Annotated in this window: 18 protein-coding genes, 1 pseudogene and 1 riboswitch; of the genes and pseudogenes, 4 read left to right on the forward strand and 15 right to left on the reverse strand. The window is 36.8% G+C overall.

Annotated elements, in window-relative coordinates:
* Positions 1-273 precede the first annotated feature (273 nt).
* Positions 274-1437: a DUF4317 domain-containing protein gene (locus J2S10_RS12840; protein ID WP_307408295.1), complete on the reverse strand. Its 1164-nt coding sequence runs from the start codon at positions 1435-1437 to the stop codon at positions 274-276.
* Positions 1438-2730: 1293 nt separating this feature from the next.
* Positions 2731-3117, reverse strand: a complete 387-nt coding sequence (locus J2S10_RS12845; protein WP_307408297.1) for a YybH family protein — start codon at positions 3115-3117, stop codon at positions 2731-2733.
* A gap of 608 nt (positions 3118-3725) precedes the next feature.
* Here J2S10_RS12845 and J2S10_RS12850 point away from each other — a divergent pair.
* Positions 3726-4830 (forward strand): annotated as a pseudogene (locus J2S10_RS12850) (flavin monoamine oxidase family protein).
* 170 nt (positions 4831-5000) lie between these two features.
* Here J2S10_RS12850 and J2S10_RS12855 read toward each other — a convergent pair.
* A complete protein-coding gene (locus J2S10_RS12855) occupies positions 5001-6311 on the reverse strand; it encodes a cation:proton antiporter (RefSeq protein ID WP_307408299.1) in 1311 nt (436 codons plus the stop codon).
* Positions 6312-7037, reverse strand: coding sequence for a cation:proton antiporter domain-containing protein (locus tag J2S10_RS12860; RefSeq protein WP_307408301.1), 726 nt, complete (start codon positions 7035-7037; stop codon positions 6312-6314). It abuts the gene before it with no gap.
* 189 nt (positions 7038-7226) lie between these two features.
* Between J2S10_RS12860 and guaC the strand changes: the two genes are divergently transcribed.
* Positions 7227-8210, forward strand: a complete 984-nt coding sequence (gene guaC / locus J2S10_RS12865) for a GMP reductase (protein ID WP_307408303.1) — start codon at positions 7227-7229, stop codon at positions 8208-8210.
* Between the two features lie 92 nt (positions 8211-8302).
* On the opposite strand, the gene J2S10_RS12870 is transcribed toward guaC, so the two are convergent.
* Both J2S10_RS12870 and J2S10_RS12875 read right to left on the reverse strand, forming a co-directional pair.
* A complete protein-coding gene (locus J2S10_RS12870; protein ID WP_307408304.1) occupies positions 8303-9220 on the reverse strand; it encodes a pseudouridine-5'-phosphate glycosidase in 918 nt (305 codons plus the stop codon).
* The gene (locus J2S10_RS12875) at positions 9221-10315 is read right to left on the reverse strand and encodes a carbohydrate kinase (protein WP_307409235.1); all 1095 of its coding nucleotides are present in this window, start codon (positions 10313-10315) and stop codon (positions 9221-9223) included.
* Positions 10316-10566: 251 nt separating this feature from the next.
* Between J2S10_RS12875 and J2S10_RS12880 the strand changes: the two genes are divergently transcribed.
* Both J2S10_RS12880 and J2S10_RS12885 read left to right on the forward strand, forming a co-directional pair.
* Positions 10567-11658, forward strand: coding sequence for a carbohydrate kinase (locus tag J2S10_RS12880; protein WP_307408306.1), 1092 nt, complete (start codon positions 10567-10569; stop codon positions 11656-11658).
* A 129-nt stretch (positions 11659-11787) separates the two neighbouring features.
* Positions 11788-12570, forward strand: a complete 783-nt coding sequence (locus tag J2S10_RS12885; protein ID WP_307408308.1) for a Cof-type HAD-IIB family hydrolase — start codon at positions 11788-11790, stop codon at positions 12568-12570.
* A 165-nt stretch (positions 12571-12735) separates the two neighbouring features.
* On the opposite strand, the gene J2S10_RS12890 is transcribed toward J2S10_RS12885, so the two are convergent.
* The 9 genes from J2S10_RS12890 to J2S10_RS12930 all read right to left on the reverse strand — a co-directional run bounded on the left by J2S10_RS12890 (position 12736) and on the right by J2S10_RS12930 (position 24631).
* Positions 12736-13935, reverse strand: coding sequence for a phosphoglycerate dehydrogenase (locus tag J2S10_RS12890; RefSeq protein ID WP_307408310.1), 1200 nt, complete (start codon positions 13933-13935; stop codon positions 12736-12738).
* A 111-nt stretch (positions 13936-14046) separates the two neighbouring features.
* Positions 14047-14125: riboswitch (ZMP/ZTP riboswitch) on the reverse strand.
* A 386-nt stretch (positions 14126-14511) separates the two neighbouring features.
* Positions 14512-14793 carry a hypothetical protein gene (locus tag J2S10_RS12895; RefSeq protein WP_307408312.1) on the reverse strand — a complete coding sequence of 94 codons (282 nt, stop codon included), beginning with the start codon at positions 14791-14793 and terminating at the stop codon, positions 14512-14514.
* Complete coding sequence (locus J2S10_RS12900; protein ID WP_307408314.1) at positions 14778-15038, reverse strand: CGCGG family putative rSAM-modified RiPP protein; 261 nt, start codon at positions 15036-15038, stop codon at positions 14778-14780. The genes J2S10_RS12895 and J2S10_RS12900 overlap by 16 nt, the downstream gene beginning before the upstream one ends.
* A 184-nt stretch (positions 15039-15222) precedes the next feature.
* A complete protein-coding gene (locus J2S10_RS12905; RefSeq protein WP_307408316.1) occupies positions 15223-16173 on the reverse strand; it encodes a sugar ABC transporter substrate-binding protein in 951 nt (316 codons plus the stop codon).
* A 36-nt stretch (positions 16174-16209) separates the two neighbouring features.
* Positions 16210-18243 (reverse strand): PAS domain S-box protein, encoded by a 2034-nt coding sequence (locus J2S10_RS12910; RefSeq protein WP_307408318.1) that lies wholly within the window; start codon positions 18241-18243, stop codon positions 16210-16212.
* Entirely contained in the window at positions 18209-19039 is an 831-nt protein-coding gene (locus J2S10_RS12915) for a CheR family methyltransferase (RefSeq protein WP_307408320.1), read from the reverse strand. The genes J2S10_RS12910 and J2S10_RS12915 overlap by 35 nt, the downstream gene beginning before the upstream one ends.
* A 33-nt stretch (positions 19040-19072) precedes the next feature.
* Positions 19073-21811, reverse strand: a complete 2739-nt coding sequence (locus tag J2S10_RS12920; RefSeq protein WP_307408322.1) for a response regulator — start codon at positions 21809-21811, stop codon at positions 19073-19075.
* Positions 21812-22329: 518 nt separating this feature from the next.
* The gene (locus tag J2S10_RS12925; RefSeq protein ID WP_307408324.1) at positions 22330-23355 is read right to left on the reverse strand and encodes a threonine aldolase family protein; all 1026 of its coding nucleotides are present in this window, start codon (positions 23353-23355) and stop codon (positions 22330-22332) included.
* A gap of 313 nt (positions 23356-23668) precedes the next feature.
* On the reverse strand, positions 23669-24631 hold the full coding sequence (locus J2S10_RS12930) for a tRNA dihydrouridine synthase (protein WP_307408326.1): 963 nt from the start codon (positions 24629-24631) through the stop codon (positions 23669-23671).
* Positions 24632-24666: the final 35 nt, after the last annotated feature.

The following is a 24666-nucleotide window of genomic DNA, read 5'->3' on the forward strand; positions in this document are numbered from 1 at the left end:
ACCTCCAAAAAGCGTTTGCATGTATTGCAGACGTTCTTTTATTTTAAGAAAAATTTTTAAGTAAATGGCTGATTATGTCCTAATACTATGATGATTGTCCAATCGATTCTTATCTTTTGAAATATATTTCCCCACCAAGAGACCGGCCCGGAACCAATCCTAAAATAAAAAAAGTTGGTCCCTACCATTTGTAGAAAACCAACTTATTATTATTTACAGTATATATCTTGTAATAGGTGAAGGAACTGTCCTCAAAAACCATAACCCAGAAACCTAGTAGAGTGTCTCCGATTCTAGTCGAAATCCTTCCACGACCACCTCTTCATCGATTTCCAACAAGAGGCACCGTTTTCCTTGGTAGGTAATATATTTTACATTTTTTAGGTCTTTCGGGCTGATGGATAGATCTGCCACCTTCGTATTGATTTTTATCGATTTAGGAACTAAACTGCTTGCTTTGAATTCATGTTTTTCGTCATCTACGACAGCTTTGAAGGCATGTTCCACTTTTGCAGTTTCTACATTTTCAACCCCGCTTTCCGTTAAAATGCGTTCGACGTCCCGATAATCCAACTTAGGAGATTCACTTTCTTCATTTTCTTCATTCTCCTGTACTATCTTATCGATTTCCTCATAGACATTGGAAATGACCCTGGAATCCACTTCGTCTCCCATCACTTCTTTTAAGATCTGTTCGAAGCTGTCCTTATCTTCCTGGGCAGTAATAATCTCTTCACAATTGAGAACCTCTTCAATAAATGTTCCATCTGGTTGATTTACTTTCCCTGCACAATATAGAATATGGTTCACATCTACAGAATTATCATTAAAAGCGGGGAATAGAAATCCTGACAATGGAGATTTTAAATTAATAATTGGATCAAAGACGTTATTAGATTTGAATTCTTTCTCGATATAATCAAACAGCAAGGCTTTTTTCGGCTGATCAGTTTTATTGAGACTGCAAAGGATAAACTGATTGGAATAGACTTCATCATCCCCGCCTTCTTCGGATTCCGGATCCCTTTTCTGCGTTGGTTTTCGATATTCTCCTCGAATAAACGTAACCACCGTATCAAATTCATAAACAGTATGTGCAAACATTTTTCCGACAATTTGCAGCATGTTTTCTTTCCAATCTTCCGTTAATTCTGCTCGTAATCCTTCGAAGAGGACAATTTGTGTACTGTCTTCCACATCCCGGATAAATTTCAGCTCAAACAATTTGGCATCAAGATAACCTGTCAAAACCTTTTTAAAGTTTGCCAAAAACAATTCTTGTGCTTCTTGTTCTAACATTTGAAACGGTTGACTGACATGATGGTAAATCTCACCTGATTCTTTCTGAACATAGACATTGAAGATTTCTCGAATTTTCATGAGATCATTATCTAATTTAAATTGCTTTCGGATATTAGCGATGTCTTTTTTATTCATTTGTCTCACTCCCCTTCATGATTATACTGTTCAGACAGGAAATTAGGAATACTCAATAACTCCTACTCTCAGTTTCTATTTTTCAAATTTAAGCTATTAAAAAAAATAAACCATTCGTAAAAGTACACTTTTACGAATGGTAACCTGACATAGCCCAATTGTTAATCAGAAAAAATACTTAAGAAAAATCCATAAATATTGTTAATAACTAATAAATCTAGGCTTTCATCCAATCATATTTAGGTGAACGCTCATAGTCTGTTGTAACTATAAGTGAAAGGAAGCTATTTATGTATCACTACATAATTATGTATCACTACAATCCGTGGTATAGACCGATAGTAGTTCCAATCATACCTCCACCACCGGTACCTCCTGTTATCTCACGGAATTTGTTGGATGGATTATGGTATACAATGCCATGAGTTGTGTTGCTATCGGGCATATGCAAAAATTATAATTCCAAATACCACACACCCAATACTTGTCAAATCCGTTTTATTCTGAGTGCATATTTTATTACTACCACCGAGCCGGCAACATAAATAAGCTACCAATTGATGGGACGTTTGCGTGTATAGCAGACTTCCTTTTATTTTTAGAAAAATTTTAGGGAAACGCGTTACCTGCCCCTTTGATCCTACTTGTAAGACTCTTAAATCGATGTGATTCATAAACAATCTCTCGCTTAAATTTTAATTTTTATCTAGTTGCGATCCCGCGCGTTGTACCCTACACATATACTTTGATGCATGACTTTTAGCACTTTTTATCGGAATTTTTCTGCCTTCACTATACTATGAGGACGTCGAAAGAATATCACACTGCCTTACCACATTTTTTATTTTTTGAAAAATTAAAATATTTAGTTATAATTATTTATAAGTTCAAATGTATAAAAAAACGGAGGTTAGGTATAGTGCACAAGAAAAATAATATTGTTAAATTAAAAACCTATAAAAAATTAAAAAAACGAAAAAATAAACGTGGGTATGTCTTACTATCCGTCTATCTGTCCATTGTTTCGGTCTTGTATGCTTTTCTATATTTTAATGTTAAATCGCATGACACCTTGGATATTAAAACATTTACTGAAACTCACGCTTTTCTGTATAAGTAAAGAATCTATAAATATAAAACGTAAAAACATGACCATTTGAGCTTATTTAAGAGTGGAGTGTTTTCAGTGAAAAAAATTTTTAAAATATAAGACTGACTCGAAAAAATCATTTTGAACGATCTTTCGAGTCAGCCTCTTTAAAAATGATTCGAATTCAATTGCTTAAATGTCTCCTAATTGATTAAGTCTGTTCCATAGGAGTTATCGATTGCACAAAGCCAATCACCTTGTGAATTTTTCTTAAACACATATGTTGCCCTTCTATCCATAGAGTATTCCGACTCCTTTTTATCGGCATCAAGTAGCGTTTGGGAAATAACTAACGCGGTGTCTCCTGCTTCCAAAATAATCATTTCCCCTTGTGTCGGTACAAGACTGTTATTGAAATATTTTGCAATTGCAATAAACGCTCTTTTGATTTCCTCTTTACCTCGTGCAATCATTCCCGGCTTTACAACTAAAATTGCATCATCAGTATAGTAATTCATTAGAGTATCAAAATCTTCCTGCTTAATCGCAATGTCACACTTCTTGATAAACTCTTTTAATTCGTGTTCCATAATATATCCCTCCGAAGATATAAAAATCTACATTCCTATTATTTTACAATAAGTAGATATTAATTTAGACTATTCCGTTATATTAAATATATCATATCCTTGTTCACTATCCTGCTCGTTCATATGCATCTTTATTATTTGCAGATCTTATTGTGTAACGGGTCCCATTAACATTAAATTCCCTCGGATTAATTTTTATTCCCATTTTCCCCTTAACCATTTAATTGTTTATCCTTTTTTAAAATAATCCCTATTCCCTAATTTGGATAATTACCGTACCAAAGAAACTGGTTTATCTTTTCTTTATATCGGCTCTGTTCTTTTAATATTAAATTCTATATTCTTTATTTTCTTCCTTTATTTCCAACTTCAATATGTTTGGTTTCATACATGCCTAAAAGAAATCTGTATTTAGAATGATGTAAATTTACTTATGCCATTATCTTTATTTCAATCTTTGTAATAACCCACTAAATAATCTTATATCTTAAAATAGTTAACCAGAAAAATTGGAAAGTCCAGATTATAAATATTCAAATCAGATAAACCGTTAATTATACAGGGATACCCCCGCAAGGTGATTGTGGTAACCGGAAAGGAGAAAATGGATGTCCATTTATAGAGATCCTCCGTTATCAACTGAACAAATGCTGTCGACGATTCGAAATGGAATTGGATTATCGCAGATTCCCAAAAAAATTATCGTCGTTGGAGCTGGTATGTCAGGATTAGTTAGCGCATCACTTCTGAAGGACGCAGGACACGAAGTGACGATTTTGGAAGCCACCCAAAGAGTAGGAGGCCGTATATATACTATGCGGGCCCCTTTTATGGACGATATGTACTTGGATGTCGGTGCTATGCGTATTCCTAATACTCATTATTTAGCATTAGAATACATTAAAAAATTCGGTTTGCATGCAAATCCATTACATTTATTTTTACGAAGTAGAAGGTGATAATGACAGGCTGCCGAATGCTTTTCTTCCGCAATTAAAGAAAAACCTTTATTTCGGCTATCAAATGACAAAAATAGTGCAGCAGAATCATCAAGTAACGATTCATTCCAGACATACGCTGAGCCAAATACCGCTAATTGTTACCGGTGACCTTGCCATAATAACGGTGCCTTTTTCACTGCTGAAATTTGTGGAAATTGAACCCCGCGATTCTTTTTCGCATAACAAATGGAAAGCCATTCGCGAACTTCACTATGTTGCCTCTACCAAAATTGGTCTTCAGTTTAAACGTAGATTTTGGGAACAGGAAGGGATTCGCGGCGGTAAAATGATGACCGATTTACCCATCAGATTTGCTTACTACCCTAGCCATCTAATTGGCTCAACCGGGTCCGGAATTATTTTGGCGAGTTATACGTGGGAGGATGATACCTTGTCATGGGATAATCTGCCGGAAGGAGATCGGATTCGAAATGCACTTGATAACATGGCTGCTGTCCATGGAAAACAAATTTATGATGAGTTTCTAACAGGTGCCTCTCATAGCTGGTCCCAATACCGCTATTCCGGCGGAGCTTTCTCCATGTATAAACCAAGTCAGGAAACAGAATTATTTCCTTATATCCCTGTTCCCGAGGGAAGAGTACATTTTGCTGGCGAACATACATCTACAGTCCCTGCCTGGATTGAGGGTGCCATCCAATCCGGAATCAGAGTTGCCCATGAAGTAACGAACCTGCCGAAAACACTTTAGTAGGTTAAGAATAGTGTATTATTTTTTAACGTGGTAGACTTGCTTCAAAAGAGTCCTAACTGAAAAGGAATGCAGAACCAGATGAACAAGGATAAAGCGTACCTTGAAGAAATACTTGCCCTATACTTCCCTAGTCACTGTTCACAAAAATAAGCAAGAAGGACCTGATTCTATTCAACATATTCATATAAAGTAACACTTTCAATGTAGTTTACAAATCTCCTTAATTCCTTCGCTTGTTCTCTGCTAATTTCACCGGATTCATACATTCCTTGAATTTCTGTTCGTTCTATATCCATCACTTTGATACGTAATTCCTCTTTTTGCTCTTCACTTTTTGCATTATATTGTGCAGTAGGTGTTTTTAATCGATTTATCATTCTTTTATAATCTAAAATCACCGTATTAACCATTTCTGCTTTTTTTTCATATTGCTTTGCAAATTCTTCTAAACACTGAAGGGCAGCCTGCAAAGCCTTTAATTGAATATCTAGTCCAAATTGTAATTTGGTAATTCTTTTTCCTTTCTCTTTATCATAATAACCGATATATCGCTTCCAGCGTCTTTTTGCCTTACCTATTAGATACATAAATCCAAAACGAACGTTGTTTGACAGGGCTTCTTCTCGAAGGTCAAGAAATTTTTCAAATGTTTCAAAAGCCGCTTCCTCCATCCCGCCTTTATCCCTTGCAACCTGTATATAATGTCTTTCTACTTTTAATGCCATTAACCGTATTTCTTTCATTTTTAGAAGATAATTATTTTTGTTTTCTGCTGCCAAACCCTGTTCCGGTTGAAGTGTATTAAACATAATCGTATACTCGTCCATTAACTTATAAGCTGCAGCAGAATTTTCCTCATTTATTTCTGACTTTATCTTTTTAATCGCTTTCAGCAATATTTTTTTCTTGGCCAAACTTAAATCCATTTGCATCGGGTTTTCTCCTTCAACTGAATCGCCTTTGCTTAAAATTGGCAAGAACATAGTTGCAATGATTAAGGTGAAAAGAATAACACCTGCAGCTAAAAAGAGGATAAGCGAACGTTGTGGAAATACCTTCCCACTGATGGTTAGAAACGGAATCGAGAGTACGCCTGCCATGGTAACCGCACCGCGAACTCCCGTTAAACTGGTGAGCATACTTGTCTTAAAATCGGGTTTTGTCGCCTCGTTTGTTTTCTCGATACGATATTCATAATACGAAAAGAAATACGACCATACAAAGCGGATACCCATGATGACAACCCCAATGGCAATCACATAACCGACTGCTAACCAATTCCCGATATTCGGATTAGCAACCGTTTCTATCATGGATGAAGGTATATTTAATCCAAGCAAGAGAAATACAACACCGTTTAAAACGAATAGAACAATGGACCATATATTTTCCGTAAGCACCTGCTCCTCGGCTATCAAGGTTACAGTTCGTTCATTTATTAATGCATGAATAATTCCTGCTACGACAACTGCAATCACTCAGGAAGCATGCAAAAGATCTTCAGTCAGAATAAAAATCACGAACGGGGTCATTATTTGTAACAACGAATGAAAGGTTACATCATTAATTCCTTGTTTTCGTAAAGAGAATCGTATCCATGTTAGTAGTAAACCAAGAATTAAACCAACTATGGCACCGGCTAAAAACATAAATGAAAATTCAAAAATCGCTTTCTTTAATGAAAAAAAACCCGTTACTACAGCAGCTATCGCATAGTTAAAAGCCACTAAACCGGAAGCATCATTGATTAGTGATTCACCTCGAACAAGATTTAATACTTTTTCAGGAATATGTATCCGTTTCGCAATCCCATTAACAGCTACAGGATCCGTAGGTGATAAAATAGCCGCAAGTGCAAAAGCTGCAGCAAGCGGAATATCGGGAATCAACCAATGAATAAAATACCCTCCGCCTATGGTTGTTAAAAGAACAAGAATAATGGCATTCCCAAAAATAGATGCTCTCATCCTCCACAATTCTTCCCGTGGAAAATGTCTTCCATCATTGAATAAAAGGGGTGCGACAAATAGTAACAAAAACCATTCCGTCTCAATTTCGAGTGAAATCTCCCTAAAAACAATCGCAATAAATATCCCAAAAGCAATTTGAATTAACGCAGTCGGAATAGATGGAATGTAATGACTAATGATATTTGAAATTAATAAACATACAAGTAATAATAATACTGTTAGCAATAAATCCATGGATGCTCCCCTTTTTTCTAAAATCCCTCTAATTATCTATACTCATTATGGATTTATTGAATTATATCAATGCATATATCACATAATTAGATAAAACCTTTGACATACTGATAAAAATAAGGTAAAACTCATATGTACGAACAAATTTGGTTTAAATCAATTTAATATTCGTGTTTAGGAGTGTAACTAATGGATAATGTGTTTGATTATGAAGATATTCAACTGATTCCTGCAAAATCTATCGTAAAAAGTCGATCCGAATGTGATACATCTGTAACTTTTGGCGGTCGGACATTTAAGCTGCCAGTGGTGCCTGCCAATATGCAGACCATTATTGATGAAAAGATTGCAATTTTCTTAGCGGAAAATGGTTATTTCTATATTATGCATCGTTTTGAACCGGAAAAGCGGCTAGCTTTTGTGAAAGATATGAAGTCACGCGGTTTATTCGCATCGATTAGTGTTGGTGTCAAAGAGGAAGAATACAGATTCATCCAACAATTAGCAGACGAACAGCTTTCACCGGATTACATCACGATTGATATCGCTCATGGACATTCCAATGCGGTGATCGAGATGATTCAGCATATTAAGAAACTCTTACCTTCAAGTTTTGTTATTGCTGGAAATGTCGGTACTCCGGAAGCAGTCAGAGAATTAGAACATGCCGGTGCCGATGCCACAAAGGTAGGGATTGGACCTGGAAAAGTATGTATTACTAAAATTAAAACGGGATTTGGAACCGGCGGTTGGCAATTAGCTGCCCTTCGTTGGTGTGCAAAGGCCGCAAGTAAGCCGATCATTGCCGACGGAGGTATTCGTACACACGGTGATATCGCGAAATCCATTCGATTTGGTGCCTGCATGGTCATGATTGGTTCATTATTTGCCGGCCATGAAGAATCACCAGGTGAAACCATTAATAAGGACGGAAAGTGCTTTAAAGAATATTTCGGTTCCGCTTCGGAATTTCAAAAAGGTGAAAAGAAAAATGTTGAAGGCAAAAAAATGTATGTTGAGCACAAGGGACCTTTAATGGAAACGTTGATCGAAATGGAGCAGGATCTTCAATCTTCTATTTCTTATGCAGGCGGAAACAAGTTAGAGGCCATCCGAACTGTTGATTATGTCGTCGTTAAGAATTCAATTTTTAATGGTGATAGGGTATATTAAAGGCTTGAAAAATGCTAAAGAGAGCAGCACCCTTGCCGCTCTCCTTTTCTATTTTTAATAAATTAAACATAATGAATGAGCTCAGTTTAGTATTATTTAGTTTTGTTGTTGAAACTAACTGCAATTTGGGTTCCTACTTTTGCATTGTGTTTTACTAATTCAATATTGGCATCTAGGCTCTTACCGTCCGTTAATTCTTTAATTTTTCCGAGCAGGTATGGTGTATTATCTTTACCGATAATATGTTTTTCTTCTGCTTCTTTGATTGCCTGATTAATAATTCCATTGATATATTCTTCATCCATAGCATATTCTTCAGGAATTGGGTTAGCGATTACTGCCCCGCCTTTAAGGTTTAATTCCCATTTAGTTTTTAATGTTTCTGCAATGACATCGATTGAATCTGTCGAGAAGTTTAATTTATGTTCACTATTTCTTGTGTAAAATGCCGGTAGGTACTCAGTTTCAAACCCGATTACAGGAACCCCTTTTGTTTCAAGGTATTCTAGAGTTAGCGCTAAATCCAGGATTGATTTCGCACCTGCACAAATTACCGCTACATCCGTTTGTGCTAATTCTTCAAGGTCGGCAGAGATATCCATAGTCGTTTCTGCACCTTTATGGACCCCGCCGATTCCACCTGTTACAAAGATTTTAATGTCTGCCAGATCTGCACAAATCATTGTTGTTGCAACAGTCGTTGCACCTAGTTTTTTTGTAGCAATAATTTGAGCTAAGTCACGTCTTGATACTTTTGCAACATCTGAACTTTTACCAAATAACTCCAATTCATCATCTGTTAAGCCAATTTTAATTTTTCCATCAATGATCGCAATGGTTGCCGGAACAGCACCGTTATCACGGACAATTTGTTCTACTTCACGAGCCATTTTTACATTTTGCGGATAAGGCATACCATGAGATATAATAGTAGATTCTAACGCAACGATGGCTTTTCCTTCCTCTTTTGCTTGTTGTACCTCTGCAGATAATTCAACATATTTCTTCATTTAAATTGCCTCCATATCTAATGTAAATTGGTTTTGTGATAATTCTTGTCTAACTGTATACTTTGACATAATTGTTTTTTGGGCATTGACCAAACCGGATTTTATAATGTAATCGAATTCTTTCTTTTGTAACCAAGAATAAATAACCCCTGAACAAAATGAATCTCCTGCACCTGTGACATCAACAACCATTGGTGTTTCGATAGCCGGGAAATAACGAATCTCTCCATTTTCAACACCTGTGAAGACGCCCTTTGATCCATTGGTTACAATTACATTTTTTATGCCTAACCCCAACCACTTCTTAACTGAATTTTCCCAATCATTCTTATCATTTATTTTCATATTCATAAAAGTTTCTGTTTCATCTTTATTTACGATAAGCCAACTGACTGCGCTCAAAGTTTTGGGAAGCCGATTCATTTTTGGTGACGAAACAGGGATAATGACTAATGGAATATTATGTTTAAATGTGAAAGAACAAAGAAAATCAATCGTTTCTCTTGGACAATTTAAATCCACTACGATGCATTTAGCTCTTCTAAGAAGATTACTGTTTTTTATCAACAATTCAGGTGAAATATTTTCAAAAATATCCATGTCTGCTAAGGCAATTAATAAATCACCGTTCTTATCTAAAACTGCTGTGTAGGAACCTGTTGACGAATTTTCAAATTGAGCAACATGCTCTAAATTCATAAAAGAGGACGATAAGCCATAAATGTCTTCCCATTCTGAATCTTTACCGCTTGCTGAAATTAAGATCACTTCCTCACCCAATCTCCCCAAGTTTTCAGCTATATTTCTTGCAACACCGCCAACCGATCTAGATGATTTTACTGGATTAGACGTTCCATTCATAATTTTATATTTCGAATAAAATTTCCGATCTACGTTCGCTCCACCTATACAAATAATAGGGTTTGTTTCATTTAAAACGTAAGCTTTGCCGAAAACATATTCTTTCCTTATTAGTCCGGAAATAATATTAGCAATGGAGGATCTTGATAATCCGACAATATCTGATAACTCCTGTTGAGAAATAAATGGATTTTCTCTAATCAAACCTAAAATTAATTCTTCATTTTCATTCATATCATTAGCCATTTTTACACCTCTCTTTTCAAACAAATGTTTATTTATTAAACATAAGTTTAGTATACGCTTTCATTTTTTATTGTCAATAGTTTTATAACTTAATAATAAAAACAAAACCTTTCTATTAAACCGGAATTTTAGCATGACATAAAGGTAGGCGATATTTCCATAGCTATGAAATATCGCCTAGCTTTACTTACATTTGTTTATATATTAAACTTTTTTCTAAAGAGAAATGAGGTTGTTTCATGGATAAAGAGAAACAAATTTTATATCACATAAGAATGAATCCTTTCATTTCACAGCAAGAATTATCAAGTAAGGTTGGTTTATCACGACCTGCGGTTGCTAATTATATTGCTAACCTGACGAGACGCGGTGAAATCAAAGGACGTGGCTATATTCTCCGCGATGAATCATCAATCGTGTGTATCGGAGGGGCAAACACAGACCGAAAAGCGCGAACAAATCAGAAGGTGCGGTTATATTCATCCAATCCGGTAAAAATTACTGAAGCCTGTGGCGGTGTTGCACGTAACTTTGCCGAAAATTTAAGTCGACTAGGACTTTACACATCTCTTATGACTTGTGTCGGTGACGACAAAGAAGGTGACTGGTTGCTACATAAAACGAAAAGTCAGGGTGTGGATGTTAGCCAAGTATGGGTGTTCCCAACTGAACGTACAGGGACTTTTACCACTTTGTTAGATATTAATGGTGAAAGTATTGTCTCCATGGCTGATATGAATATATACGAAAAGATAACAACCTCGATGTTTGACGAAAGATGGTCTTATATTGTTGCCTCACAGGCTGTTTTTTTGGATACGAATATTCCTAAGGAAAGTATTAGTTATTTAATTAAACGCTGCAGCGATGAAAACATTCCTTTATACATTGACCCAGTATCTCCAGCCAAAGCACGAAAACTTCCTTTTCGTCTTGACGGTGTAGAACTGCTGATCCCTAACCGGGAAGAAGCAGAAATACTTGCTGAAATGAAAATCGACTCCATCGAGGATTGTCAATTAGCTTGTGAAAAAATTAGACTACGCGGCGTTCAAAAAGTTATTATTACGCTAGGTGACCAAGGGGTTTATTTTTTCTCTCCGGAGGAATCCGGACATTTGCCTTGTTTCAAAACGGATGTTGTAGATGTCACGGGTGCAGGTGATGCATTTGCTTCCTGTGTAATATATGGGATCATGAACGAAGAAACACTACTTAATGCTTGCCGACTAGGACTTGCCGGTGCTGCTCTTACACTTCAAACAGAAGAATCTATTTCATCATTTTTAAAACCCGAAAAACTTAAAGAAATCGTTAAAGAATTTTCGTGATGAAATCAGACTTTTACCGTAGGCATGCCCTTATTCTACGTTTTAGGAGATAGTTTTTTAATCAAAAATGTTATACTAAGGATTTACCAGATTAATACAACAAGTTTAGCATTGTTAGGAGTGTATTTTATGAATTACAAGGTTGTCATCTTAGATATAGACGGAACCATCGTACCGCATGGAAAAACGGTTAGTCATGCTACAAAGGATGCGATCCGTCAGTTACGAGAGAAAAATATGAAAGTTGTCATTGCTACAGGGAGAGCTCCCTATTTTTCTGCGTCCATTATTCAGGAAACAGAAGTCGACTCCATGGTCTTTTTTAATGGTGCGTATGTCTACCATGAAGGAAAAGAACTATACCGGAATGCAATTGAGAAAAATATCTTAAAGAATGTGTATCTATTGTCTCATGAGTATCAACATCCTCTTACTTTTTTAGGAGGTACGAGCTTTAAAGCTACCGATCTAAGCCATCCATTTGTAGTGGAAGCGTTTCGGCGTGATCCGTGGAAGCCTGAACTTGCACCGCCGCAGTTTTGGATGGAACAGGATATTTATCAATTGTTCCTTCATTGTGATCATGAAGAAGAGTTATTTTATCAATCAAAAGTTCCGGAATTAGACTTCAGAAGATGGAGTTCGACAGGATCAAGAACTTGTGATGTCAATTTGTCCAATTCAAATAAAGCTGTGGGTCTCACTAAATTGTTAGAAAAACTCGGGGTTGCTCCAGATGAAGCAGTGGCATTTGGGGATGGGTTAAATGATATTGAAATGCTTTCTTTAGTCGGAATGGGTGTAGCTATGGGGTCTGCCCGCGATGAAGTGAAAGAGGCGGCAAATATGGTAACACTCTCTGCAGAAGAAGATGGTGTTCGATACGGTTTGGAGTGCCTCGGGTTAATCTAATGTTTGGCTCTTTCTTTACTTTTCATTTTAAAAAAGCTTGTAGAATTCGTCCAAATGGACTTTTTTCTACAAGCTTTAATCTTTTAATTAGCTTTTTAGGAACCTACCTTGATTCCCTCGATGCGTTCCCCTAACTCAATCCTCGTTCTATTCGAAAAATGGTCATTAAATAATCCGTGCTGAAACGATGCCTTCGATTTGATTGATTTTTTCCTCCAAACCGGGAATGATATCGCCGGTTACTTCATTATCAATGTCTATCAATGTATAAGCGTATCCACCGCGGCTTCTGTTTATCATGTCAGCGATATTCAAATGATAGTTTGATAAAGCTGTTGTGATCTGCCCAACCATGTTTGGGACGTTTTGGTGGAAAGCTGCTACACGACGCTTTCCAGTGTAAGGAAGAGAAGCGTTTGGAAAATTGACTGAGTTTTTAATGTTTCCTGTTTCCAAATATTCCTTTACCTGACGAGCCGCCATAATCGCACAGTTTTCCTCTGATTCTTGTGTTGAGGCACCAAGATGCGGGATTGGAACAGCATTTTTCATTTGCAACACATTTTCATTCGGGAAGTCTGTAATATACATACCAACTTCTCCGTCTTCAAGTGCAACTGCCATATCAATTTCATTCACTAGCTCCCCGCGTGAGAAATTCAAAATATAAACACCCTGCTTCATGATGCTAAATGTTTCTTTGTTAAACATTCCTTTTGTGTCATCAGTTAACGGAACGTGTACAGTAATATAGTCAGCGTTAGCAAACAACTGCTCAATAGTCATTGCACGCTGAACATTTCGGGATAAGTTCCAAGCTGTATCGACTGAGATAAACGGGTCAAACCCGATTACATCCATGTCTAAATCGAGCGCGTCATTCGCTACAAGCGCACCGATCGCACCTAAACCAATAACACCAAGCGTTTTTCCCTTAATTTCTTTTCCAACAAATTGTTTCTTTCCTGCTTCAACAAGTTTTGGAACTTGTTCGCCTTCACCTTCTAACGTCTTTGTCCAGGCCACTCCGGCAAAAAGGTTTCGGGATGAAGCCATTAATGTGGTTAGGACCATTTCTTTTACTGCATTAGCATTTGCACCAGGGGTATTAAACACAACGATTCCTTGCTCAGTACATTTGTCGACCGGAATGTTATTGACTCCCGCCCCGGCCCGTGCGATTGCTTTTAAATTATTGTCGAATTCGATTGTATGCATGTTAAAGCTACGGACAACAATTGCATCTGGATTTTCACTGTCATTGTCAATCGTAAAGTGATCGTTATTGAATACTTTTAAACCTCTTTCCGCAATATTATTTAAGGTTTTGATTGTTTTCACTTTATCTAAAGTTATTGTGCTCATATTTATTCTCCTCTTTTTTTATTATTTTTTCAAATTCCCAATTTTACGAAAAATATTAATTTATCGCCCATCTCCTCCTAAAAAACAGAAAGAGGTAAGGGATAAATCCCTTACCTCTGCCCAGGCGAACGGCTACGAACCAATGTGCTCCCTCACGGTTATCCGTGTTTCGCCAGTTACACATTGTCTTTTCATTTGCTTTATTCTATCAATTTCTCTCGTAACCTTCAACCCCAAATTTATTTTTTTTTAAAATTATGCTATTTCAGTTCTATTAGCTGAATGAAATAAGGAATTCTATATTCCTAATGTATGGTTCAAAGGTTAGCAAACACAGTTTTTTGACCTACATGGAGAATTTTGTCCTTCAACTGGCTTTTCAAGAACAGTTTGTCTCTCCACCTGATGAATTTTGTCCTTCAAATACCTTTTCAAGGACAATTACCTTTTTCAAAACCTCAATAAAAAGCCAGCCCCTAACATTTGTTGCTAAATCAAAGTGGGAAACTGACTCTATTATTGCTTTTTCAATCAGCTCTTAAAGTGAGCACAGTTACTAAACCTAATTGATCTTTCTTACAAAGGAAAATAAATTTCTAATCGGCTGGTGTTGTTTCGCAATATGTAGAAGTTTTGAAAATCAGTATTTACGCACTTTTCTGGATAGTCTTTTAAATTAATCGTAAAATCTCCACCGTTTTTCCCCAAAAAAGAAAGACAGTCAGCAGTTATTTGGATGGATTCAAAATGAAAACCATCCCTTTGAACTAACATGTCTTCATCCAGATAGTAGTTTAAAATCACTTGAAGGTGTTGATATTTCGTAAAAATAGTTAAATTCTCTATTTTCTTTTCCATACTCTTAACACATAGCCTCCGCATCCGCATTGGTCAATAAATTTCACATCAATTTCGTTTCCGAAAATGAATACTAATTCTTTGGTTAAATAATGATCAGGATTCCCAAAATTTTCGGGCGTGACAACATTGACATAAAATCCTTTTGTTGTTTGTTTTACGGCATTAATTGCATCCTTTATGACTAATTCGACATCATTTTCATATTCCTCATGTTCAAGTGCTATAGACCAATTCTTTTCCATAACCATCACCTCTTCCCGCTCTATTTTAATATGAATACAGCTTGCAAGAGGTGATATACATCACATTAGTTACTAGAGGGGGTGCCGCCCACTCTCCGCATTTTCTTGTTTCCCACCAGGGATCCAAAAAAATAAGCCAGCTTAAAATGCTGACTTTTACCATAATTTCGGTTCTATCAATATATCACTTTATCAAATTATTCAGAAAATCTAATCTCTGCTTTGCATTCTCCTTAATGATGATATCTACACCGGTATTTACGAATTTTTCAACATTTTCTCCCTTAGTTACTTTTAATGCATTTTCAACGCTTAAATAGCCCATATCATAAGGGTTTTGTGCTACTGTACCGGATAGTGTGCCATCCTCGATTAACTTCAGTATATCGGGAATTCCGTCTGCACCGATGACAGGAATCGTAAGACCTTGTTCCTTCAATACCTCTGCTACTTGTAAAGCGACAATGTCATGTGTGGTTATGACTCCTTTAATATCAGGATGATCACTCAAAATCTTTTTCATTTCTTTATTTGCCGTCTTACCATCATCCGGTATCCCTACTTTTTCTGCCGCTACGATGATCCCTGCATCCTTTAAGGCCATTTTAGCTCCATTTACACGTTCTTTAAAAACTGAGATGGATAAATCTCCACCGATAATAGCCACTTTATCTCCAGGTTGAAGCTGCGTGCCTAAAAGTGAGCCTGCCCTTTTGCCCAGCTCTACATTATCGGTCCCAATATAAGATGTTTTATTTTTCCAAGGCTCATCTTGATCGACTAACAATACTGGAATTTTTTTGTTTACTGTATACTTATCCAAGATCGGGATAACAGATGAATCAACGGGTGCGGTAATTAATACCTTCGGGTTTTCTTTATAGGTCTTCTCTAATAATCTACCTTGTTCTTTAGCAGATCCATCACTTGGTCCGATCACTTTCCCATCGATCCCAAAGTCTTTGAACGCTTTTTCAGCACCTGCTTTCACTATTTGCCAATATTGTGAGTTTAAACCTTTTAGAACAAGAACCACTTTTGGCTTATCATCTACTAATGATTTAGAAATAAAACCGAAAACTATGACAGAAATAATGACTGTTACGAGTAAAACCAATTTTCCTTTTTTTACCACTGTATCCTCCCCTCTCTCTTCGTTAAGGTTTAAAAACTATGTGGTCGTTAGACAGGGATTTATAGAAAAACGAATCGAGAAAATGGTCCCCCCATCCCCCGTTGTTATATCTATTTCAGCGTTGTGCCGTTTTGCTATACTGTAGCAAATGGCTAGGCCTAATCCAGTTCCATTCTCCTTCGTCGTAAAGAAAGGTGTTCCTAATTTTTCTAATACTTCAGGGCAAATACCTTGACCTTGATCTTTTATTTCCAAAATGACTTCCTTGCCTTCTGTATATGTTTTTATCGTAAGTTTGCCATTAGGCGACATGGCGTCAAGTCCATTTAGGGTAATATTTAAAATAAGCTGACGAATTTCTTTCTCATCCAGCAATATATCAGGACACGTATTTAAAACTAGCTTAACATGTTTACTGGAACGTAAAGCTTCCGCTTGAATCAGTGGAGATAATGCTTCAAGGATCGTATTTAAGTTTTGTTTTTTCTTCAAGCTGATCTTATTTTTGGCTAAATTAAGAAATTCTGTAATGATCGAGTTCGCCCTATTTAATTCTTCTAACATTAAATCAATGATATCCAGTGATAAATTATCTCTGTTTTTCCTCGATAATTGTAAAAACCCTTGAACTGTCGTCATTGGGTTTCTAATTTCATGGGCAATTCCTGCTGCCATCTCACCAATTAAATTCAAACGATCTAACCGAGACATCTCCTTCTCTAAGTGGACCCTTTCCGTAACATCGGTTAACACAATAAGCGTACATGGTTCAGGATAGATATCAATCAATTCAGTCGATAATAAACCATCGCGAATATCCCCGTTTTTCGTCTTATAGTTAATTTTCCTATTACGAATCGTTCGATCAAGATTAATCTGTTTCCCCGTTGATTCATCCATAAAACTAATTTTTTGGTAATCCACTTCATCAATGTTATAACCGGTATAATTTATCCAACTGGTATTTACATCAATAAATGCTAGATCCTTTCGCGAAAAAATCGCCATTAAACAGGGACTAGATTCAAAGATTTTTCGAAATCGTTCTTGGGAACGGTACAGATGATCGGCTATTCTTTTTCGCTCCTCTATTTCTTGTTGAAGTTTCTCGTTTGCCGTTATAAGGTCTAGCGTTCGTTTTTCTACGATATGTTCCATATTAATGAATTGCAGTTTTTTAACTTCCTCTATCTGCTTTCTTTCCGTGATATCACGTATCGTACAAACAAACATTTGTTGATCCTCGACTGTAGCTTCGCCAATTAGGATGTCCGCATGAAAGTGACTCTCATCCTTCCTTAATGCAACCGATTCGATCACCTTACCTACAGCTTGTTTAAGGGAAGCTAAGAAAGAAAAAGACGAGTCCCGTACATCGTCTCCCTTCCATTGTAGAAAAAGCTTCACAACATGTTTTCCGATCAATTCCTCAGCTTTGTAGCCAAACATGCTTTTTATTGCCGGATTCACCGATAAAATGGAACCTTGATCGTCAAACGTAAGAATCGTGTCGACGATTGTTTCACCAATGACTTTAGATAATGCCTCTGTCCGCCGTAAATTTAATGTAGTTATATCCAATTTTTTGTTTACTTCATTAAGTTCAAGTTTCCGTTCCCGATCAGTATTAATAATAGTCTCTCGATGATTTTGGTGAATTTTTACAAATTGTTCAATTTTCTGTTTCAAGGTTTCCGGTTGAAAAGGTTTAAAAATATAATCAATCGCCCCTGATGAATACCCTTTTTGAACATGTTCTATTTCTTGATTAATCGCTGTAATAAAAATAATCGGAATATGTCTTGTTTTTTCTCTAGCTTTAATGAGCTTCGCGGTCTCAAATCCATTTAGACCAGGCATCTGTACGTCCAGCAAAATAACAGCAAAATCTTGTTTTAACATACATTTTAGCGCTTCTTTTCCTGAGTTTGCACTAACCAATTGATAATTCGGAGAAGCAAGTACAGCTTCCAATGCTAATAGATTTTCCGGATGATCATCCACCATTAAAATATTAACCTTTTTAAAAGGGGGACTATTTAACTTTTCGATAGAGTTTTTCTGATGCATCAAATTCTCCGTAACAGTTTTCATAGCTAGTAAATTTTATCCCCTCTCTTTTACCCAGCCCAAGAAAACCTGATAGGCATAGGCTATTATATAATAATTTATGGACATGATTTTGAAGAACTTTATTAAAATAGATTAAAACATTTCGGCATATAATAATATCAAACTCGTTAAATGATTGATCTGTTACTAAATTATGCTGTGCAAACACAACATTTTTTCTTAGGAAGGGATGAAAAAAAACCTTATCATCTACCGCCTTATAATATTCTGAAAAGGCTCTTTTCCCGCCAGCCTCAAAATAATTTTTGGTGTAGATTTGCATCACATCTAACGGAAAGGTACCTTGCTTCGCCTTATCGATAATACATTTATTTATATCAGTTGCAAAAATTCTCGTTTTTTCGTAAATCCCTTCTTCATGGAGGAGAATAGCCATGGAATAAACCTCTTCACCGGAAGAACAGCCAACATGCCAAATTCGAATTTCAGGATAATCCTTGACTAAAGGGATGATCTTTGTTCGGAATGACTTAAAGAATGTTGGGTCCCGGAACATCTCCGTAACATTTATCGAAAAATCAGAAAGCACCCCTCTCATGACTGCCGGATCCCGAAGTACCTTTTCCTGTAGAGCCGAGATACTGGTAACATTCTCCTTACGAACACGATAGCTTATTCTCCTTTGGATGAAAGGGAAGGCATAGTTACGAAAATCATATCCATAATAACGAAAAACCGCTTCAAGAAGTAAATCGATTTCAATTCTTTCGATCTCTTCTGATTGTAAAATCATCTGCTTTGTTGTCCATTTTTCCTGTGTAATTTTCTAGCCCTCCTTACGATACAGCCATACCTGCATTAAAGAAAATAACTGATCTAAGTTAATCGGCTTACTAATATAATCTGTTGCTCCGGCATCTAAACATTCTTCTCTACTGCGTTTCATCGCTTTTGCAGTAAGGGCAATGATTGGTAATGTTTTAAATTCCGGTAGTTGACGAATATACCGCATTGCCTCAAACCCATCCATCTCAGGCATCATAATGTCCATTAATATCAGATCTGTATCCGGGTTGTCCTGTAATACCTCTATCCCCTCACGGCCATTTTCTGCGACAATGATATCCATTTCATACTTCTCAAGCGCAATCGTTAAGGCATAAACATTTCGGATATCATCATCTACGATGAGAATTTTCTTGTTTTTTAACAAATTTTTCCCATGGTGTTTGATTCGATCTTCTTCATCATTTTCGGGAATATCCTCATAAAGGCTTATGGCGACTTCTTCTATGGCGGAATTTTCCACTAGTTTGTTCCTCATTTGATAGTAAGGCAAAAATAAAGTAAAGGTGCTTCCTTTTCCTTTTATACTTAATACCTCTATAAAGCCTCCTAATAACTGGGCGATTTCCCGGCTGATGGAAAGTCCTAATCCAGTGCCTCCGTATTGACGGCTTGTCGTTCCATCTGCTTGTTTAAAAGCATCGAATATTGTTTCCTGTTTGTCTTTATCTATGCCGATTCCCGTATCAATTACAGAGAATGTCAGCATCGGTTTCACTTGAGATTCTCTCTCGGAAAGATTCCCGCTGACGTCTTTTATTACCTTCCGAACAACTAATGACACACTGCCACTCTCGGTAAACTTAAAAGCATTTGAGAGTAGATTTTTTAAAATTTGCTGTAACCGTTGTTCATCCGTATAGAAAGCCTCTGATAAATTTGCGTCCATTTCAACCGTAAACTGCACATTTTTCTGACTCGCAATCGGAGTAAATTGACGATCGATAAAATCTCGTACATCATTGAACGAAACCTCTTTAGGGATAATATCTAATTTACCTGACTCTACTTTCGCTAAATCTAAAACATCGTTTATTAAATGGAGTAAATCATGACCGGATGAGTAGATCGTCCGAATATATTCCTCCTGTTTCGCCGTAAGATTTCCATCCCCATTTTCAGAGAGGATTTGCGCTAAAATTAGTAAACTATTAAGCGGTGTTCTTAACTCGTGGGACATATTGGCTAGAAACTCAGATTTATATTGTGAGCTAAGTGCCAGTTGTTGAGCTTTCTCCTCAAGCGCCTCCTTAACCTTTTCTATTTCATTGTTCTTTTGTTCAGAGGCTTCATATTGCTCCTCAAGTTTTTCATTCGTCGTTCTTAGCTCCTCTTGTTGAACCTGCAGTTCTTCAGACTGAGCTTGGAGTTCTTCTGTCAATGCTTGTGATTCTTGTAATAATCTTTCTACCTTCATATGACTTACAATACTATTAATCTTGATCCCAATATTATTATTTACTGCTTCAAGAAGCTTGACCTGCAAGGGACTATATGTCTCAAATGAAGCAATTTCAATGACAGCAAGGACTTCATCTTCAAATTGTACAGGTAAAATCATTATATTTTTCGGTGAACCCTCACCCATGCCTGAACCTATTTTAACGTAATGATCCGGGACATCGTTTAGTATGATTGAACGCTTTTCAAGTGCACATTGTCCGATAAGACCCTCACCAAAACGAAAACGCATATAATCTTTAGAATCATCTAAAGAGGCATAGGCAGAAATCCTCTTTAAATACTGTTGCCCCTCTTCTACATCCTTAACATAGAAAACTCCAAAACTTGCACCTACCATCGGTACAAGCTTCGTAATTAGCAATTCTGCTAACATAGAAACATTTTCTACTACAGGGTAAATCGTAGCAATTTCGGTAATTTTTAAATTTAGCCAGCTTTGCTCTTCTGTTTCTTCCTTTAATTGCTTTTCTACCTTACTATGTTTCTCAAGCGCATGTGCCATTTTATTAAAAGCAACAGCGATTTCACCCAGTTCTCCCTTAGCGGAAATCTCAATTCGCGGCAATGATTCAAAATCACTTTTCGAAGCACTTCTCATTACAGCCGTCACTTTGTTAAGGTTATTTGTCATACTTCGAATAATCCATACCGTGAAAGCAATTCCAATACATAAGGCTATGGCAAGATAAATGTAAATACTCGTGACTGCCCAATTATATGTATCTTTAGATCTTAAAAGTTCATTTTTCATCTCTTGTTTTTGCAAACCATAGAGAAGATCGGCCATTTGCATCATTCTTTGCCTAATAAGTTCTGAATCTGTCCAAAAAGATGCAGGAATTTCCATTTCATTATTTAGTTTTTTGGAAGTCAATACCTGCTGACCCATATTTTGATAGGATTCCTGCAATGTTTTAAACTTTGCCATTAGGTCTTGAGATTGCTCTTCCGTGTCCGTTTTTTCAAGTGATTCAATCGCAGCTTGCATCTTTGTTTGGGAATCTTCCCAAGCATTTGATGCCATTAAATCGATTGTATTTCCACGACTCGTTAGCATTGAGCTTAACTCAAGACCGATTCTGGAAGTCTCATATTTAATATCGGAAGCCATTTCAATTCTCTGATTTAGATCATTAACAACAACGTTCATATTTACTTGTGACTGTTCGAGCATATTCATTAAAATGACTGCAATAATAAAAAATAGCACCAATAATGACCCTATGCTCGTATAGAGCTTTGTTTTAAATTTCATATGCCCCCCTATTTCCTTTCCGTTTTTACAGGTTACTATATTAAAGTTGAATTTGAATTATCATAAAATATCGAATATTCAAACATTTAATCTTTTGTTTTTGTCGGGTAATCTTACCTATATTTTATTTCTTATCATACTTTAAGAACATAATTATCGTCTACAAAATATTTTTTTAAAGGAGGAAAGTGCCTGGAAGAGTATGTTTCACATTCAACCACATGATGATTAGTTGATTCTATCTAGGTGTCATGTAAAAACTCTTCCATTTCTAAAAGTATTGAGTCATTAACTTAAATGAAAATGCTTCACTCGGACAAATTATTTTATTATTCTAATATAACAACATAATAAGATCACCTACAAAAGTAATCATTTAAATTATATATAGAATACAGATAAATTTTTTTAAGATAATTCTCTGGTAAAATATTCAGCAACTAGTAAAAGGAACCCACATTTTATTACAGGTCCCTTACAATCTTCTTATTCGGTTAATTAATTATTTTTAACAACTATTACAGGAGTTTTTTCAGATCCTCAACAAAAGCGGCTACCTCTTCCTCTTTTGTTGCCCAAGAGGTTACGAGACGAATGGCAGAGTAATCTGAATCGACCTTTTCCCAAATATGAAAAGCATACTTACTTTGCAGTTCGTTAATGACCCCATTAGGTAAAATCGGAAAGATTTGATTTGAGGGCGACTTGGTCAAAAACGTGATATTGGCTTCACATATTTCAAATCTAAGCATGTCTGCCATCTTATTCGCATGCATGGCTAAATCAAAGAACAGATTGTCCCGGAAAAGTTCAAGAAACTGGATGCCCATAAGTCTCCCTTTTGCTAGCAGTGCGCCTCTTTGCTTTAAATGGTAGCGAAAATCCTCCTTAAGAGAATCACGGCAAATGACCAAAGCCTCGCCTAAGAGTGCCCCATTTTTCGTTCCGCCAATATAAAAAGCATCTACAAGTGCAGGAAGATCACTCAACTGAAGGTCATTTTCAGCTGAACACAGAGCTGACCCCAATCTAGCCCCATCCATAAATAAAATTAGATTGTTCCTTTCGCAGAACTCTCTTAATTGCACCAGTTCGTTCTTTTGATAAATGGAACCTATTTCTGTTGAATTCGATATGTAAACAAGCTTAGGTTTAACCATGTGCTCATCAGGATGACCGTTGAGTACTGCCTTTAAGTGGGAAGGTGTAAGTTTCCCATTTTCAGCCTCAATCGATATGATTTTATGTCCTGTAGCTTCGATGGCACCTGTTTCATGCCCAAGAATATGTCCTGTGCTGGCTGCCATTGCAGCTTCATGCGGTCTTAAGAAAGCTCCAAGGGCGGTCAGATTTGTTTGAGTCCCCCCTGATAACAGGTGAATATCAACGTCTGTCCGCCCCATTCGTTCTTTTAACAGTTCAACCGCTTTTCGGGTATAGCGATCCTCCCCATATCCCTCCTCCTGCTCAAAGTTGGATTCTACTAAGGCATTCAATATTCTGGGATGTGCCCCTTCACTATAGTCGTTCTTAAAGCTGTACATTTGATAGCCCCCTGTTTCATTTTTTTACCATTGTATCATCATTTTTATCGAAACGTAGCATTTAATGAATCCAAAAATGAAATCAAGACAGTCTCAGGGAATAAAAACTTTCTAATTCTTATCGAGTAATTCACTTAAAAATAACCAAAAAGAGGTGATACAAAATCAGTCGATGGTATCGACCATTCTGCAATCAACCTCTTACTTTTAATGGAGACTTTTTATTCATTCCTCATGTGCAGAGTGTATGTGGCAACACAAGGGTGCTGGTGGGTTTATTACATAGTTACATCATTTCACTGTCCCCGTCCCATCAACATTCTTTTCCAAAGTTATCAAGCAATGCACGCACTTCATCTGTTGATTTCGTGTTCATCAATTGATTTCTTAATTCACCAGCTCCACGGAATCCTTTGACATAAATTTTGAAAAAGCGATGAAGCCCTGTGATTGAACGTGGCAGTGCTTCAGCATATTGATCTTGAAGATCAAGCTGCAGTCTTAAAAGATCAAGGTATTCTTTACTGCTATGCTCTTTTGGCTCTTTTTCAAAAGCAAAAGGATTTTTAAAAATACCTCGCCCGATCATAACGCCATCAATACCATATTGTTCAGCAAGCTGCAGCCCAGTTTGACGGTCGGGAATGTCTCCATTGATTGTTAGTAGAGTATTTAGTGCGATACGGTCACGTAATTTTTTGATTTCCGGAATTAGCTCCCAATGCGCATCTACTTGGCTCATTTCCTTTCTTGTACGTAAATGAATAGAAAGGTTCGCAATATCCTGTTTTAAAATATGCGTTAGCCACTCCTCCCACTCATTTACATCCTTATAGCCAAGTCGTGTTTTCACGCTGACAGGCAGTCCGCCCGCTTTTGCTGCTTGAATAAGTTCTGCCGCAACGTCTGGACGCAGAATAAGGCCACTACCTTTCCCTCTCGATGCCACATTCGGTACAGGGCAGCCCATATTAATATCGATGCCTTTAAATCCTAGCTCTGCCATGCCAATACTCATTTGACGGAAATATTCGGGATTATCCCCCCAAATATGTGCCACCATTGGCTGTTCATCTTCTGTAAAAATCAAACGGCCACGCACACTTTTCATGCCCTCTGGATGACAATAGCTATCCGAGTTTGTAAACTCTGTGAAAAATACATCCGGTCGACCGGCTTCACTTACTACGTGACGAAAAACAACATCTGTCACATCTTCCATTGGTGCAAGTACAAAAAATGGTCGTGGTAAATCACGCCAAAAATTATCTATCATTTCAAACTCAAATCCTCTCACTATGGATACAACTT

The organism is Neobacillus ginsengisoli (assembly GCF_030813055.1).